Here is a 15,127-nt window from a genome sequence, read left to right as displayed (position 1 = left end):
CTACCATAAAGCAGAAGCCATTCTCGAGGACATCCATTTTTAATGCAGCATCATGCCATCTTTCTCATCGGATACCCATCTAATGGAACTCTAACTTGATGGTAGTGTGGAGTAGGCTTACACCTTTCCCCATAAGTAAATATTCTCAATACTTCCTAATCAGATTTTGCTTGATTTAAACAAAAGCATTAATTCCTGTAATATGTTTTCCTAATACCAAGGTATGGACATTGTCTGTACCTTCGTAGGTAAAGACTGATTCCAAATTAAGCATATGGCGAATTACATGATATTCCAGGCTGATTCCATTTGCTCCTAATAGGTTCCTGCATTTTCGAGCAATTTTCAATGCCTCACGACAAGCATTCCCTTTAGCAAGAGAAATCATTACAGGGTTTTCGCGGTGATGATCTTTTATGCGACCCACTTGTAAATTAAGGCATTGTGCTTTAATAATTTCAGTGTACATATCAGCTAAATCTTTTTGAATCAGTTGAAATGAAGCTAACTGTTTATTAAATTGCTTGCGCTCCAGCAGATAATCACGGGTAATATCAAAGCAAGCCATAGCCGCCCCCATAGCCCCCCAGGCAATACCATAGCGTGCCTGGCTTAAGCAACTTAAAGGAGCACCTATACCTTTATCGCTACCTGGAAGGTAATTTTCATCAGGAACAAAAACATTATCAAATACTAATTCTCCAGTTATCGAAGCACGTAACGACATTTTTAATTTAATCTCAGGACGACTTAAACCATGAGAATCAGTATCCACAATAAAACCACGTATACCCTCATCTGTTTTGGCCCAAACGATGGCAATATCAGCAATTGGTGAATTGGTTATCCACATTTTGGCACCATTCAAACACCAACCTCCATCGACTTTTTTTGCTGTTGTTCTCATGCTTGAAGGATCTGAACCAAAATCTGGTTCAGTCAAACCAAAACATCCAATAATCTCGCCAGTAGCCATTCCAGGTAGAAAACGTACTTTTTGTTCTTCACTACCATAACGGAAAATAGGGAACATACATAAAGAGCTTTGTACCGAAACAAAGCTTCGTAATCCACTATCCCCTTTTTCTAATTCTTGGCAAACTAAACCGTAAGCAACATAAGAAGCTTCTGCTCCTCCATATTCTGCAGGCAAGGTTAACCCTAATAAACCTAATTCAGCAGACTTTCGAATCAGCTCCCGTGGAAATTGGGCATGTTCAAAGGAATCAGCCATCAAAGGCATTACATCATTGCTGACAAAACGCGCTACGCTATCTCGTATCATGCGCTCATCATCATTTAACTGTTCATCAAGAAACAACAAGTCGTCCACTCTCTTTCTCCCTTTTATCTGACTCTAACGCAATTACGGCTTCAATAATACTTTCTTTACTGGGTAATAAATACTGCCATGCATTACCCAAAGGAATAAAGCAATCTTTACCCGTAATTCGTTTAATTTTTAAGCTGGATGAAGCTTCTTCCAACAGCAAGGACATTAACCCTTCGCTAACAGAACCACTTCTTCTCCCTTCATCCACAATTAATACCTGTTTTGCTTTGGCTATTTCTCTTAAAATTGCATCGCCTGGTAAGGGATTAAGCCAACGTAAATCCACAACTTTCACTGAAATTTTATGTTCTTCCTGAAGTACCTGTGCTGCTTGTCGTGATAAATAATAACCATTAGCGTAGGTCAAAATGACTGTTGTTCCTTCACCATAAATACCCACTTCACCTAACGGAATCTCAACCTCAGGAGCTGGATAGTGAAACAACCATTCGTTATCACCAGGCACATGCAGATCTTTAGTCATATACAAAGCAATAGGCTCTAAAAACACAACAACCCTCCCTTGCCCATAAGCCAAACGCATACAAGTACGCAACATTTTTGCAGCATCTGGGCCATTAGATGGACAGGCGACAATGACACCAGGCAAATCACGTAATACCGCAATAGAGTTATCATTATGAAAATGACCACCAAATCCTTTTTGATAAGCTAATGAGGCGATTCGAACAACCATAGGATTTTGGTATTGGCCACTGGAAAAAAAGGATAAGGTAGAAGCTTCTCCACGCAGTTGATCTTCCGCATTATGTAAATAGGCTAAAAATTGGATTTCTGGAACAGGGATAAATCCATTATGAGCCAAACCAATAGCAGTCCCTAAGATAGTCGTCTCATCCAAAAGAGTATCAAACACTCTGCGCCGCCCAAATCGCGCCTGCAAATCAGCCGTCACGCGATAAACACCACCCTTCTTTCCAACGTCTTCACCAAACACCAACATATTTGGATATTGCAGCATCAAATCTGTCAACGCAAAATTAATCTGTTGGCATAAATTACGCTTTTGAGTTATCTGCGAAAACGCATTAGCAAATACATTGGCCCGCTGTTCTTCACTTGGAGGAGGATAGATCTGTTTGGGAGGCACAATAGGAATCAATGAAGACATTATTTCATCTGCACTGGACAATTTAGGCTGCCTTATCGCTTCGACAGCCTTGGCTTCGATTAAATCTTTATTGTTTTGATAAAGACTGAGCATATCTTGAATACTCATCCAGCCTTCTTGATAAAGAAGACCTGCAGTATGAAGCAGGGGATCGTCTGCTTCTCTAGCTTCAATTTCTTCTTGAGTACAATATTGAGATTCAATATCAGAACCTGCATGCCCTAATAAACGAACACAACGCATATGCAAAAAAACAGGTTGTTTCTTTATTCGAGCCAGATACTCGGCTTCTTGGGCCACAGCATAAGCATCAGCAATATTTAATCCATCACAACTCAGATAATGCAACCCAGGACGTGCACCAATAGAACGTTCTATCCAATCACGGGGAGTAGGTACAGAAATACCTATTCCATTATCTTCGCAGATAAAAACTATGGGCAATGGATAATTTTGCTGTGCCATCCAAGAGCACGCATTTAGGGTAGCTTGTGCAGAAGCATGGTTCGTAGATGCATCGCCAAAAGAACAAAGAATGACGGAGTCAGAATTTAAATTACTCGATACTTTTAATTCTTTTGCTCGTGTAATAGATATTGCCGCCCCTAAGGCTTTAGGCAAATGAGAAGCAATAGTCGATGTTTGTGGCGGAATATTTAAGGGAACACTACCAAATACTTTATGGCGACCGCCTGATATTGGATCTGTAGCAGCAGCAACCAAAGACAACAAAATATCCCTAACACCATCAGTTCCTGGCAATTTTTTGGCACGCTGAAGATAAAATGCACCGCTTCGGTAATGCAAAAAAGCCATGTCTTCGGGGCGGAAAACCTGCCCCCACACCGCATTGCCTTCATGCCCGCTACTACCAATAGTATAAAAAGATAAACCCTTTTCTTTCAGCTGCCTGGCAATCAAATCAAGCAGACGCGATTTGATTTGCGAATCAAAGAGGTCAATAGCAGTTTTTTTGTCTAATTCCGCCGTTTCCGGATCCATCGTACTCCTGGACTTTGGAAAATCTGCTTGCTGGATCCGGCTTACAAACCGCTCATCAACCACAATAGCCCTGTCTAACATCGCTACATCCTGTTTGAGTTATTTTCTATGAAGTTGATGAGTATATACCGATTCAAAATGAACAGGAAGAATGTGTTATAAAACATTATATAACTTCTATATGCAGCGCTCTTTGAATATTGACACCAATATGGGCATCAAAATTGGCCATAACTGATCAAATAATATACAATTTTTATAAGAGTCCAAGAAAGGGGCGTTATCATGAAATGGAGTATCCTAATTATTAGTGCTGTATTAATGTCTGGATGTTATTACTCAACTGATGTAGTCGAATACAGGCAAGTGATGCCTACCGTTCAACCTGTAGCTGTTTACACCTATCCGGGAGTTGATGTTACAGCAACCACTATTGATTGGTATTAGTTAAGGTGCGTTCGACCGGCATAAAAGCACCTTTTATATCGCTAAAGCAAACGTTATTCCCCTGAGTTTATCCCTGGCAGGCAGAACTTAAGGAAAATTCACTATTGCTTTTATGCGGGATGATATTTAGAAGAACGTCGCCCTCTTTTACCGAAGGTGACGTTTCATATTTTTACTCTTCCTTTGTGGAATGACCACATCCCTCTTGCGGGCATAAAATTTGGCGACCAAACTTTTTGCTTTCCTTAACCGTCAAAATAGGCCAGTTGCATTTGGGGCAAGGTTGATTAATCGGCTCATTCCATAATGCATAATCACACTTAGGATAATTACCGCAAGAGTAGAAAATTTTTCCTTTTCTTGATTTGCGTTGTAATATTTTTGCTTGATGGCATTTGGGACAATCAACACCGGTATCTGCAGGTTTTTCTATAGGCTCCATGTGTTTGCATTGAGGGTAATTACTACATCCAATAAAACGACCATAACGTCCAACTTTTATATGCAAGGGACTCGAGCATTCAGGACAAACTCTTCCCTCAATGACTTCCGGCTCTTTTTTTTCATTTTCCTGGCCTGCAATATCTTGAGTATAGTCACATTCAGGGTAGCCAGTACATCCAATAAACCGTCCACGTTTGCCTAGCCTGATGGAAAGAGGCTTCTCACATTTTGGACATTTTTCATCCAGAACTTCTGAAGTCACATCTTTACGTTGTACCTGTTCATCCGTAGTTTTAATTTGTTGTACAAATGGTTTCCAAAACTCATCTAAAACCGGTATCCACTCTTTTTCACCACGAGATACTGCGTCAAGAGTATCTTCAAGCTCTGCAGTAAATTTATAGTCAACATAACGTGTAAAGTAGCCCGTCAAAAAGCGATTGACGATACGACCTACATCTGTTGGAAAAAATCGCTTCTTATCGACAACGACATATTCCCTCTGTTGTAAGGTATGTATGATTGTCGCATAGGTTGAGGGACGACCTATATCATATTCTTCCAATGCCTTAACCAAAGTTGCTTCAGAATATCGTGGCGGTGGCTCAGTGAAATGTTGATTAGCCAGTATGTCTTGTACATTAACTTTTTCACCAACGACCAATACTGGTAATAAAGAACCATCATTTTCGTCGTCTTTAGCATCATCTCGCCCTTCCTCATAGACTGAAAGAAATCCAGGAAATGTAACTGTAGAACCATTTGCACGAAAAATCGTACCTTCGCCACAAGTTAAGTCCACGGCGACCGTATCTAAAACCGCATCAGCCATTTGGCACGCGATTGTACGTTTCCAAATCAAATTATAAAGCTTATATTGATCCGTAGTCAGGGACGACTGCACCATTTCCGGTACACGTTTAATTGATGTGGGTCTAATCGCCTCATGAGCTTCTTGAGCATTTTTAGATTTGGTTTTATAAGCTCTTGGACTTGTTGGGCAATTCGCTGCGCCAAAACGCTCTGTAATAAATTGGCGAATTTCCTCTATCGCTTCTACCGACAAGTTCACTGAGTCAGTACGCATATAGCTGATAAGACCCACTGTTCCAGTCCCTATATCTATTCCTTCATAGAGTTGTTGGGCAACCATCATTGTTTTACGAGCGGTAAAACCTAATTTTCGCGCTGCTTCTTGTTGTAATGTAGACGTAATAAAAGGAGGAGAAGGTTTGCGTTTACGTTGCTTTTTCTCGATATTTGTAACGAACAAAGAACCTTTAGCCTGATCAATCAAAAATTCTTTAATTTGCTGTGCTTGCTCTTGATTAACTATTGTAAATTGTTGTATTTTTTCATTTTTATAATGAGTTAAACGCGCCTCAAAGGGACTGTTTGCATGGAAACATTGAGCTAAAATCTTCCAGTACTCTTGGGCAACAAAACTTTCGATCTCTTCTTCGCGTTCCACAATAAGACGCAAAGCAGGACTTTGTACTCTTCCTGCAGACAGCCCTCTTCGGACTTTCTTCCAAAGAAGGGGAGAAAGATTAAAGCCTACCAGATAATCTAATGCCCGTCGTGCTTGTTGTGCATTAACCAAATCCATTGAAATAGTGCGCGGATGATTTATGGCATCTTGAATGGCTGATTTAGTAATTTCATTAAAAAAAATACGATGAACGGTCTTATCTTTAGTAAGATTTTTTTCTTTCATTAACTCATAGATATGCCAAGAAATAGCTTCACCTTCCCTATCAGGGTCAGTTGCAAGCAATAGGGAATCCGATTTTTTGAGTATTTTTGCAATTGTTTCAATATGACGGGCATTCTTTTCAATAGGAACATAAGTCATAGCAAACTGCTTATCTGGATTGACTGATCCTTTACGTGCAGGTAAATCACGCACATGGCCATAAGAAGCTATGACCTCATAATCATTACCTAGATATTTTTGAATTGTTTTTGCTTTAGCGGGTGATTCGACAACTACCAAATGTTTACTCATCTTAATGTTAACCTTATCCTTCTTCCCCATTTCAACACAAAAATGCCAAAAATCCGCGAATTATAGGCGAACATTGGCGCTAAAGAATGAACTAATTAAAATAACTACTTGTAATATAGGTAATAGATGATATTAATGTAATGTCAACCCATCTTCAGATTGATAAAGAACTAAATCAAGAAAAGCCAATTGTTCTTCATCTAAACCATTAGCCAGTACATTTCTTATTGTCCATTTAGTCTCTTGAAGGGTCACAATGCGAGATTCAGAGAATTGTAATTGATTCAAAATGATTTCAAAAGTTTCCGCATTTAGAACGTCCCACAATTTCATGCGTACAAGAAACTGATAACTGGCTTTAGTTAACTTTATTTGTTCATCATAGGTAAAGACCCGGGTTGATGTATGTTGTTGCGATTTCAAATGCACCATCTGCTCTTCGGAAGCCAGATTTTCTTCATCGTTAGATTCAATTACATCTTGATCAGCGGTTTTATGGCTTTTTTGTAGCTGCGTAAGACTTGTTTCAAATAAACTCAACAACATTTCAAATAAGTTATCTTTCATATACTAACACCTCATATAGCCACCGGGGACAGATACAACAACCCCACTCAATTCTAATTCTGCAAGCTCACGAGTCACTTGCTCAACGGTGCATCCACTACGTAAAATGATCTGATCAACAGTAGTCATTTCAAAACCAATGAACTTTACTAGGTTTTTATTCCCGCTGGCAAGAGGTAAAATTGCTTTACTCGTTGTTTGCCCTTTTGAATCAATCATTAACTCCTCGAGAACATCAGCAACTGACGTCACTAACTTAGCTCCTTGCTGTAATAGGTAATGACAACCTCGAGCCATAGGATTATGAATGGAGCCTGGAATCGCCAAAACATCGCGATTTTGTTCCAAGGCCATTCGTGCTGTGATTAATGAGCCACTTTTCACTGCTGACTCAACAACCAAAGTGCACAATGATAAACCACTTATTATACGATTTCTTCTCGGGAAATGTCCAGCGATTGGTGGACTTTTTAAGGGAAATTCGCTTAATAGAAGACCATTTTGACTAATCTGTTGCGAAAGTGTTACATGTCGATGTGGATAAATACAATCAATTCCCGTGCCCAGAACAGCAATTGTTTGGCCTCCAGCTTCCAAACATCCCATATGGGCCTGAGCATCAATTCCTAAAGCCAGGCCACTTACAATTGTAACACCATAAGCCGAAATTGATTTTGCAAACATCCGTGCATTCTCACTACCCGTTACAGTTGGATTCCGACTTCCCACTATAGCAAGCTTTGGCTGCTGCAAACAGGAAAGTTGGCCTTTAGCATATAAAACCAGGGGTGGATCAGTAATTTCTTTTAAGAGTGCGGGATATTCAGGTGAATCCCAAGTCAATAGATGATGATCTTCTGCAGCATTTAACCAATGTAAATCCATTTGGATCAAACTGAAATCAAAACCAGTTATGGTTTGCGCCAAAGAACCAGATACTCCCGCTTGTTCCAACTCCGTTGCTGTAAGCCCAAACATTTGTTGTAAATCAGGCCAGCGTTTACGTAGCTTCATCACGGTACGTGGGCCAACTTGTTCCATACGGTTTAAAGCCAGATAAAAGAGTAAATTACTCATGGATTAGTCACTAGGTTGAATAAATAAACAGCACGCGTTGAACGCACAATTAATGCATAACTTGCCTTGGTGAATACCCTAAAAACCATAACTTCCCCGATACGCTCCGGCGGTAAATGGATAGGAACCAGCTTATCTTTAGGATCATTAACTATACCCGAGTCCCTGTAAATCCCAAGCACATCCCCTGCTTCTAGACCATCACGCGCACCTAAACTAATCACCACGACCCCTCCTACAGCCTCCTGTGCATTTCCATTAGGCATACCATTTGGCATATCAATGATGTAGCCTCTTTCAAGAAAATTAGGCGCTTTAGGCTCAAAATATAGATTAAACTCGGGACTATTATTGATTAACACACTATCCTGGATTCTAATTCCTTCATTGATACTGGTTAATAAAATGGTAGCGGGCTCCCCCCCTGCAACAAGTTCGGAATACCCTACTAAATTGGCACGATACCCTAAAAATTCTTTGGTTTTGGGATGCTCATAATTTTTACCACCTCTAAAAATAGAATATGCAGGAACCCCCTTCATGGGTAGCTCGCGAGAAGGATGCAAGCCTTGTACATAAGCTTCGTCTCCTTGTCCTCCTACCATACGTTCCCCTACAAAAGCAACTATATAAGGGGCCCAATTGAGAACATCTTGATCCAAGATCAAAGATTCATTCAAGAAAGGCTTAATTTCACTTAATGGAATTGCTGGAACAGCCTCATCTAACGGTAAAGGGCGTACGTTCGGTGACAATTTTATCGTGCCATTAGATAAAACTTTGATGTAAGGTTTATTACCAATATATGCAAGGGTCAGCACCGCCCCTGGATATAATCGATTAGGATTTTTTATCTTGGGATTAGCATGCCAAAGTTCTTTCCACTCCCAAGGATTATCCAGGTAATGGCCTGCGATACTCCATAAAGTATCTCCATGTTGAACAATATAACGCGAAGGAGCATCTGGCTTTAAGCTTAGGGCGTAATTCAAAGCGGAAAAGAAAAAAAAGAAAAATGAGAGAAAAAATCTCATGGAGTCAATCCTTTGTTGGAATATCTTGCAGCCTTACAATATATCAAGGATAATAACATGATTTTTATGTAGAGAACCAGATAAACGATGGCTATTCATACAATTCTGTATTTACCTGACGCTCGATTAAGAGAGGTTGCAAAACCTGTTGTTCATTTTGATGATAAATTACAAACTTTAATTGAAGACATGTTTGAGACTATGTATGCAGCTCATGGAGTAGGACTTGCAGCACCCCAAATTGGCATTGGTTTGAGATTATCTGTCATCGATATTGCAGGCGACAAAAAAAATCAACTGGTTATTATTAATCCTGAAATCATAGCATCCGAAGGGGAAAAAAAATTCGAAGAAGGCTGTCTTTCTGTCCCTGGTGCTTATGATACAGTGATTCGCGCAGAGAAAGTCATAGTAAAAGCATTGGATAGAACAGGTAAACCCTTTGAAATCCAAGCCGATGGCTTACTTGCTGAATGCTTGCAACATGAAATTGATCACATGAATGGGAAGTTATTTATTGATTTGCTCTCGCCATTAAAAAAAGCCATGGCACGAAAAAAATTAGAAAAATTTAAACGCCAACATACACGCAAACCATGAACCAATTAAATATAGTTTTTGCGGGTACGCCTGCATTCGGCATTCCTTGTCTTGATGCATTATTGCATTCAAACCATCATCTCCAGGCAATTTATACCCAACCCGATCGCCCTGCTGGTCGAGGCAGAAAGCTCCAATCTTCTGCCGTAAAAGAATGGGCTTTAAAACATCAAATCCCGGTCTATCAACCCATTAATTTTAAGAATCCGGATGCAATTGCTGAGTTAAACGCTTTAAAACCAGATATCATGGTTGTTATCGCTTATGGATTAATTCTCCCTAAAGCCGTTCTTGACACTCCAGGATTAGGTTGCATTAATGTGCATGCTTCTTTACTACCTCGCTGGCGGGGAGCCTCCCCAATACAATCAGCCATTTTGCATGGCGATCAAGAATCTGGTGTTACCATCATGCAAATGGATGTAGGTTTGGATACCGGAGCGATGCTGAATAAAGTAATTTGTCCCATAACATCGACAGAAACTGCAAGCAGTTTGCATGATAAGTTAGCTCAAATTGCAGCTCAACCATTAATAGATACACTCAATCAATTAGCCAATCAGACAGCAAAACCAGAAATCCAAAATAACGAATTAGCCACTTATGCCAGTAAAATTAAGAAAGAAGATGCTTGTATTAACTGGCAACAAACCGCAACAGAAATTGATCAAAAAATTCGTGCGTTCAACCCTTGGCCTATAGCCTATACCATCTTTGGCCATGAAATTTTACGTGTTCATCAAGCCAAAATTATAGCAACACCATTTGCACAAGCTCCTGGAACGGTAATCAGCATCGATAAAAAAGGTTTACTGGTTGCAACTGGAAGTCAAGGTTTGCTTGTAGAGAAAATCCAGCTTCCTGGTGCAAAAGTCATTACTATAGCCGATTGGTTAAACTCTTCTAAATCACAAGTGCAAGTAGGTTTTTGCTTTGATGAACAACAATAAACCTCCTTCAAAATTCATTACAGAGAAAAAAGTGCGAAGAGACTCAAAACAATGCACCACCACAAGTGAGCCTCGAAAGAAGCCTAATGAACGATTACATGCCCTATACATTCTGACCCATTTACTGGTTGAAAAAACGCCATTGTCGCAGCTTATGGCATCATCTGCTGAAGTCTCACCAATGACTAAAGAAATTTGTTTTGGCTTTTGCCGACATTATTTTCGCCTGCAAGCAATAGCAAACTGTCTCATACACAAAAAACCTAAAGAAATAGAACTATGGGTTGCCCTGTTGATAGGAATCTATCAATTGCACTATATGAAATTACCTGATTATGCTGTAGTTAAAGAAACCGTAGCATTACTTGAAAAAATAAAAAAGGGATGGGCAAAAGGCTTGGTAAACGCGGTATTACGTAATTTTTGTCGCCAACATGATGAAATTTTAACCCGACTTAATAAGGATCCATTATTTCTTTATGGCCATCCCCAATGGTTATTAAGACGTTTGCAAAAGGATTGGCCTAACAATTGGCAAGCAATAACCAAGGCAAACGAAGCCCATCCTCCCATGACATTAAGGGTCAATTTGAGAAAAATATCGGTGATGGAATACTTGAATGTTTTAAAACAAGCAAATATCACAGCCACCCCTCATTCTATTGCAGCCGAAGCAATTGTTCTGGAAACACCTTGTGATGTACATCAATTACCCGGGTTTGCTCAAGGGTTAGTTTCCGTGCAAGATGGAGCAGCCCAATTAGCGACTTCATTATTATCTTTAAAACCAGGCCTTCGTGTGCTTGATGCCTGTTGTGCCCCAGGCGGGAAAACATGCCATATTTTAGAAAAGGAGCCGCATCTCGCAGAATGTGTTGCTGTAGATATTGATTCGAAAAGATTAGATCGAGTTCGGGAGAACTTAAATCGTCTTCATTTACATGCTACTTTGCTGCAAGGAGATGCCTCAAACCCTTCTCAATGGTGGGATGGAAAACTCTTCGATCGTATTTTATTAGATGCACCCTGCTCGGCAACAGGAGTTATTCGACGCCATTCAGACATTAAATTACTTCGAAACGATGAAGAAATTGCCACAATTACAAAAATTCAGCATACTATGCTTAGCTCCCTCTGGCCTTTATTGACAAAAGGTGGATTGCTTGTTTATGCCACATGCTCGGTAATGCTTGCTGAAAATGAACAACAAATAGCTAATTTTATAAAAAACAATCCAGACTGCAACCTAATCACGAAATCTTGGCCCTGGGGACATACAACAAAATATGGTCAACAAATTCTACCTGGGGAACAATGTATGGATGGTTTCTTTTACGCTGTATTATTTAAGGATGAAAAATGACCCTCAATTGGCCTTTAATCATCGTTTTATTCTGCTTATCAATTCCAGGAGTGACAATAGCTATAAAACGTTTAATTTATTTTTTATTACCTGATAATTCTGAAGAATTAAAAAAAAGAATAAGTCGATTTGCCATTATACAAACTCTATTTATGGTTTTAATCTTGAGTATCGCTGGTGCAGTCTTATCGCCAACTACTGGTTTACGTGCCCCTGAACTTGAGGCATTGTTACAAGGAACCGCTGGTGTGGGTGTGCTTTTACCCGTTTTATTACCCGCGCTCATATATGCATTTTTCGGACTCCTTATTTTTTGTGCCTTGTATTATGGGGTAATGAAACGGATTATTGACAAAAAAAGTCTGGAAATTATGGAGAAAATTCGTTTTACTCTGGGGGTTGACGGTTGTGCCCTTTATGGAGGAGTTGTAGAAGAAGTCATTGCCCGTTGGGGGCTCATGAATTTGACATTATTTTTTGGTTTAATTTTCACTAAGGATTATTTGACCCTCATCACATGGATTGCAATATTTATTAGTGGATTAATATTTGCTCTAGGACAACTTCCAGCCTATGTAGCTGCCGGGTGTACTTCAAGTAGGCGCTTTTTCTATCCATTTATTATTCTTAGCCTTTATCAATCCTTTCTTTTTGGATATGTTTTCTGGAAATATGGGCTAATTACAGTGATATTAGCGCATATGTTGTTTCATTTAGGATGGGCAATATTTGAAACTGTAAAAAAATCGTAAAGACATTCGGGCTTAATCTTACCTTAACCTTCATCTTTTATTCTACACACAAGAGTATAACGTTGGGGGTAAGGAAATGACCACATCCAGTAATGAATTTGCTGCGTTAGTAAACCAGTTACATGAAACACCAAATGATCCGGCCATAAAAGCAGCTGTGGTAAAGCATTTACCTAAAATGTTGGCGTTAGCTCAAGATAACCCCATGGCATTATATCATTTAGCGCATATCTATCCACCAAACTCTTCTCAGTACAAACAAACTATGCGCCAATCTGCTAATTTGGGATGTACTAATGCAATGTTGGTGATGTGCCAAATATTGGCAAAAACAAATGATGCGAATGACTTAAAAAAGGCTGTTCATTATTTAGGAATGATTCAAAAATCCAATGATTCATACATTAAAGAGCAAGCTCAAAAACTGGTTAAAGATCGTCCTTCATTAGCTAGAACAATGAATGAACAGGCCAAGCCTAAGTTATATAATAATATTCATCAGTTCTTTACCCGTGTACCAGAAAAAGAGGTAAACAACAAATATATAGAAGCAGTTGCATGTAAAATTTAATACAAATACATCCACTGGGTAACCTAGTACCTGGGAAATATCAGTAAGTTTAGAAAGTTGCCATCTCTGTGCGCGCGATAATCCATTTATTAACAAGTGTCGCCTGCACAAGATGCGTCAAAAGTAGTCTTTCCCCAACTCAGGGATGGACACTTCCTTAGCATAATAGCAGTGGATACAAAATAGCCTTGATATAAACAACAAACAACCATATTGGTCATTAAATGACATATATGGATTTATTTACTATTTTTAAAATAAATATCTATCGAAATAGGTGTAAGTTATGCAAAATAAAATTGACGAATCAATCAAATATATTGAAAATGTTCCAGCAACTCATGTTTTAGAAATGATCAAATCTGGGATAGAACCAATATATACTCATACAAATTTACAAAGCTGTCAACGCCCCAAAATAGATATTGCTGAAATAATGGCTTGTAATGCCGTATACTCTAATACAGAAAAACCCAAATACCCCCAAGTCCAAAGCCTTATTACCTATCCAATTGAGCGTATCGTATACTTCGATACTATCGCAACCATTGAAACAGAAGTTCAATGTGGTGAAGAGCTTGATTTATATAAATATGTAGACTACATCTACGACAAAGTTTCTAAAATCGACTTTAAGGACTTTGAACACGCAATTAAAGAAACAGCGCAAGTCACTGCACTAAAAGCTTTTAATGCGATCCATAATAAAGAAGGATTAGATCCTTCTTTGGCTAAATATAAAGAGGTATATGATAGGATAAAAGCAGCCTTTGAAAGTGGCTTATATCAAGTATCAAATAAATTTTTACTGAAACACCATATTAATCCAGAAGAAGCATTTCCTTTGTTAGTAAAAATGACCATAGAAGATATGGTTTACAACGAAGAAATGAAAAAATGCATTCAGTCAAACATAACACCTGAAATAACAAAAATTATTAACAAGGTGGTTGCAGAAGAAACTCTTTTTCCCATACATGATGCAAAGGGAACAATCATCGGGGAAGCACCACTACAAAAACTATCACTCCATGAAGGAGCAGAACGACTGACGCTTATGTTAGCTGGAGCCCCTGCATCAGGAAAAGGTACCATTCTCGCTAAAGTACTTTATGAAGCCAAAATAACCAATGGTATCGATGAACGAGATATGGTAAAAATTAATACGGATACACATCGAATATTAGTGTGCCAAGGACGTCAGGAGCAATTAGGGACGAATAATGAGCTTCATGTGTCCTTAAACAATGATGAAGCATCTTATATTACGCTCATGGGCTATGAAAAAATGCGTCAAAAAATTAGCCAAAACAGCGCCCCCCATATGTTGATTGATGGAGTAGCCCCGGCTAATGACAGGATTCAGCTAGGAACACAAAATAATGGAAAACTTGAAATCTCAATTGTTACAGTTGATCCTGAAAGCTCGGTAAAAAGAGCCCAACAACGTGGGGAAACTACCGGTCGTTACGTACAAACTTCATATTTAATTAATTCCCATCGCAATGTAACTTTATCCACTTATGAAATGCTTTCCAATCAAGAATTAATTGGAAATAAAAACATTCAAGTCTCTATTTATGATACAAATGTGCCTCATGGTTCTACGCCTGTGTATGTTGCATGGATAGATATAAAAGATAAAAAAGCAGAAATTTATGATTCGGTAAAATTAGCGGAATTTCGTGGTAAAAGACTTATAGAACCAATTCTTAATCGGGAACAATTTTTCTCTCGATCGATGAAAAGAAGTTTATCTATGAGTTCCAGTGAACTATTATCTAAATCAGGATATGATGTAAGTAATAGCAGTGATCAGAAACTAGACTATTAAAAGTTACTTTACG

The 15,127-nt window shown here is 38.9% G+C and carries 13 protein-coding genes; 7 read left to right on the top strand and 6 right to left on the bottom strand.

All coding sequences use genetic code 11. From position 1 onward, the window contains the following. Positions 1-175: 175 nt before the first annotated feature. Both EKG34_RS06815 and EKG34_RS06810 read right to left on the bottom strand, forming a co-directional pair. Positions 176-1,333: an acyl-CoA dehydrogenase family protein gene (locus EKG34_RS06815; RefSeq protein ID WP_003632872.1), complete on the bottom strand. Its 1,158-nt coding sequence runs from the start codon at positions 1,331-1,333 to the stop codon at positions 176-178. Next, the gene (locus tag EKG34_RS06810; protein ID WP_003632874.1) at positions 1,311-3,548 is read right to left on the bottom strand and encodes a dehydrogenase E1 component subunit alpha/beta; all 2,238 of its coding nucleotides are present in this window, start codon (positions 3,546-3,548) and stop codon (positions 1,311-1,313) included. Before EKG34_RS06810 ends, EKG34_RS06815 begins: the two co-directional genes overlap by 23 nt. A 204-nt stretch (positions 3,549-3,752) precedes the next feature. On the opposite strand from EKG34_RS06810, the gene EKG34_RS18185 reads away from it, so the two are divergent. Next, a complete protein-coding gene (locus EKG34_RS18185) occupies positions 3,753-3,914 on the top strand; it encodes a hypothetical protein (RefSeq protein WP_003632875.1) in 162 nt (53 codons plus the stop codon). A 172-nt stretch (positions 3,915-4,086) separates the two neighbouring features. On the opposite strand, the gene topA is transcribed toward EKG34_RS18185, so the two are convergent. The 4 genes from topA to EKG34_RS06790 all read right to left on the bottom strand — a co-directional run bounded on the left by topA (position 4,087) and on the right by EKG34_RS06790 (position 9,044). Next, complete coding sequence (gene topA, locus EKG34_RS06805; RefSeq protein ID WP_003632876.1) at positions 4,087-6,366, bottom strand: type I DNA topoisomerase; 2,280 nt, start codon at positions 6,364-6,366, stop codon at positions 4,087-4,089. A 132-nt stretch (positions 6,367-6,498) separates the two neighbouring features. Next, complete coding sequence (locus EKG34_RS06800) at positions 6,499-6,933, bottom strand: DUF494 family protein (protein WP_003632877.1); 435 nt, start codon at positions 6,931-6,933, stop codon at positions 6,499-6,501. Positions 6,934-6,936: 3 nt separating this feature from the next. Continuing rightward, complete coding sequence (gene dprA, locus EKG34_RS06795) at positions 6,937-8,010, bottom strand: DNA-processing protein DprA (protein WP_003632878.1); 1,074 nt, start codon at positions 8,008-8,010, stop codon at positions 6,937-6,939. Next, a complete protein-coding gene (locus tag EKG34_RS06790; protein WP_003632879.1) occupies positions 8,007-9,044 on the bottom strand; it encodes a LysM peptidoglycan-binding domain-containing protein in 1,038 nt (345 codons plus the stop codon). The genes dprA and EKG34_RS06790 overlap by 4 nt, the downstream gene beginning before the upstream one ends. A gap of 87 nt (positions 9,045-9,131) precedes the next feature. Between EKG34_RS06790 and def the strand changes: the two genes are divergently transcribed. The 6 genes from def to EKG34_RS06760 all read left to right on the top strand — a co-directional run bounded on the left by def (position 9,132) and on the right by EKG34_RS06760 (position 15,114). After that, positions 9,132-9,644, top strand: coding sequence for a peptide deformylase (gene def, locus EKG34_RS06785; protein ID WP_003632880.1), 513 nt, complete (start codon positions 9,132-9,134; stop codon positions 9,642-9,644). Continuing rightward, positions 9,641-10,594: a methionyl-tRNA formyltransferase gene (gene fmt / locus EKG34_RS06780; protein ID WP_003632881.1), complete on the top strand. Its 954-nt coding sequence runs from the start codon at positions 9,641-9,643 to the stop codon at positions 10,592-10,594. Before def ends, fmt begins: the two co-directional genes overlap by 4 nt. Continuing rightward, a complete protein-coding gene (rsmB, locus tag EKG34_RS06775; RefSeq protein WP_003632882.1) occupies positions 10,581-11,957 on the top strand; it encodes a 16S rRNA (cytosine(967)-C(5))-methyltransferase RsmB in 1,377 nt (458 codons plus the stop codon). Before fmt ends, rsmB begins: the two co-directional genes overlap by 14 nt. After that, positions 11,954-12,709, top strand: a complete 756-nt coding sequence (locus EKG34_RS06770; RefSeq protein ID WP_003632883.1) for a CPBP family glutamic-type intramembrane protease — start codon at positions 11,954-11,956, stop codon at positions 12,707-12,709. Before rsmB ends, EKG34_RS06770 begins: the two co-directional genes overlap by 4 nt. Before the next feature lie 76 nt (positions 12,710-12,785). Next, entirely contained in the window at positions 12,786-13,280 is a 495-nt protein-coding gene (locus EKG34_RS06765; RefSeq protein ID WP_003632884.1) for a hypothetical protein, read from the top strand. Positions 13,281-13,566: 286 nt separating this feature from the next. Next, positions 13,567-15,114, top strand: a complete 1,548-nt coding sequence (locus EKG34_RS06760; protein WP_003632886.1) for a zeta toxin family protein — start codon at positions 13,567-13,569, stop codon at positions 15,112-15,114. Positions 15,115-15,127 lie beyond the last annotated feature (13 nt).

The organism is Legionella longbeachae, from assembly GCF_004283175.1.
Lineage (GTDB): Bacteria > Pseudomonadota > Gammaproteobacteria > Legionellales > Legionellaceae > Legionella > Legionella longbeachae.
This window is presented reverse-complemented; position numbering and strand designations above follow the sequence as displayed.

Bases quoted from the DNA above. Each gene is read 5' to 3' on its own strand.
- EKG34_RS06810 (WP_003632874.1), bottom strand. From the start codon at position 3,548: ATGTTAGACAGGGCTATTGTGGTTGATGAGCGGTTTGTAAGCCGGATC.
- EKG34_RS18185 (WP_003632875.1), top strand. From the start codon at position 3,753: ATGAAATGGAGTATCCTAATTATTAGTGCTGTATTAATGTCTGGATGT.
- topA (WP_003632876.1), bottom strand. From the start codon at position 6,366: ATGAGTAAACATTTGGTAGTTGTCGAATCACCCGCTAAAGCAAAAACA.
- EKG34_RS06800 (WP_003632877.1), bottom strand. From the start codon at position 6,933: ATGAAAGATAACTTATTTGAAATGTTGTTGAGTTTATTTGAAACAAGT.
- dprA (WP_003632878.1), bottom strand. From the start codon at position 8,010: ATGAGTAATTTACTCTTTTATCTGGCTTTAAACCGTATGGAACAAGTT.
- EKG34_RS06790 (WP_003632879.1), bottom strand. From the start codon at position 9,044: ATGAGATTTTTTCTCTCATTTTTCTTTTTTTTCTTTTCCGCTTTGAAT.
- def (WP_003632880.1), top strand. From the start codon at position 9,132: ATGGCTATTCATACAATTCTGTATTTACCTGACGCTCGATTAAGAGAG.
- fmt (WP_003632881.1), top strand. From the start codon at position 9,641: ATGAACCAATTAAATATAGTTTTTGCGGGTACGCCTGCATTCGGCATT.
- rsmB (WP_003632882.1), top strand. From the start codon at position 10,581: ATGAACAACAATAAACCTCCTTCAAAATTCATTACAGAGAAAAAAGTG.
- EKG34_RS06770 (WP_003632883.1), top strand. From the start codon at position 11,954: ATGACCCTCAATTGGCCTTTAATCATCGTTTTATTCTGCTTATCAATT.
- EKG34_RS06765 (WP_003632884.1), top strand. From the start codon at position 12,786: ATGACCACATCCAGTAATGAATTTGCTGCGTTAGTAAACCAGTTACAT.
- EKG34_RS06760 (WP_003632886.1), top strand. From the start codon at position 13,567: ATGCAAAATAAAATTGACGAATCAATCAAATATATTGAAAATGTTCCA.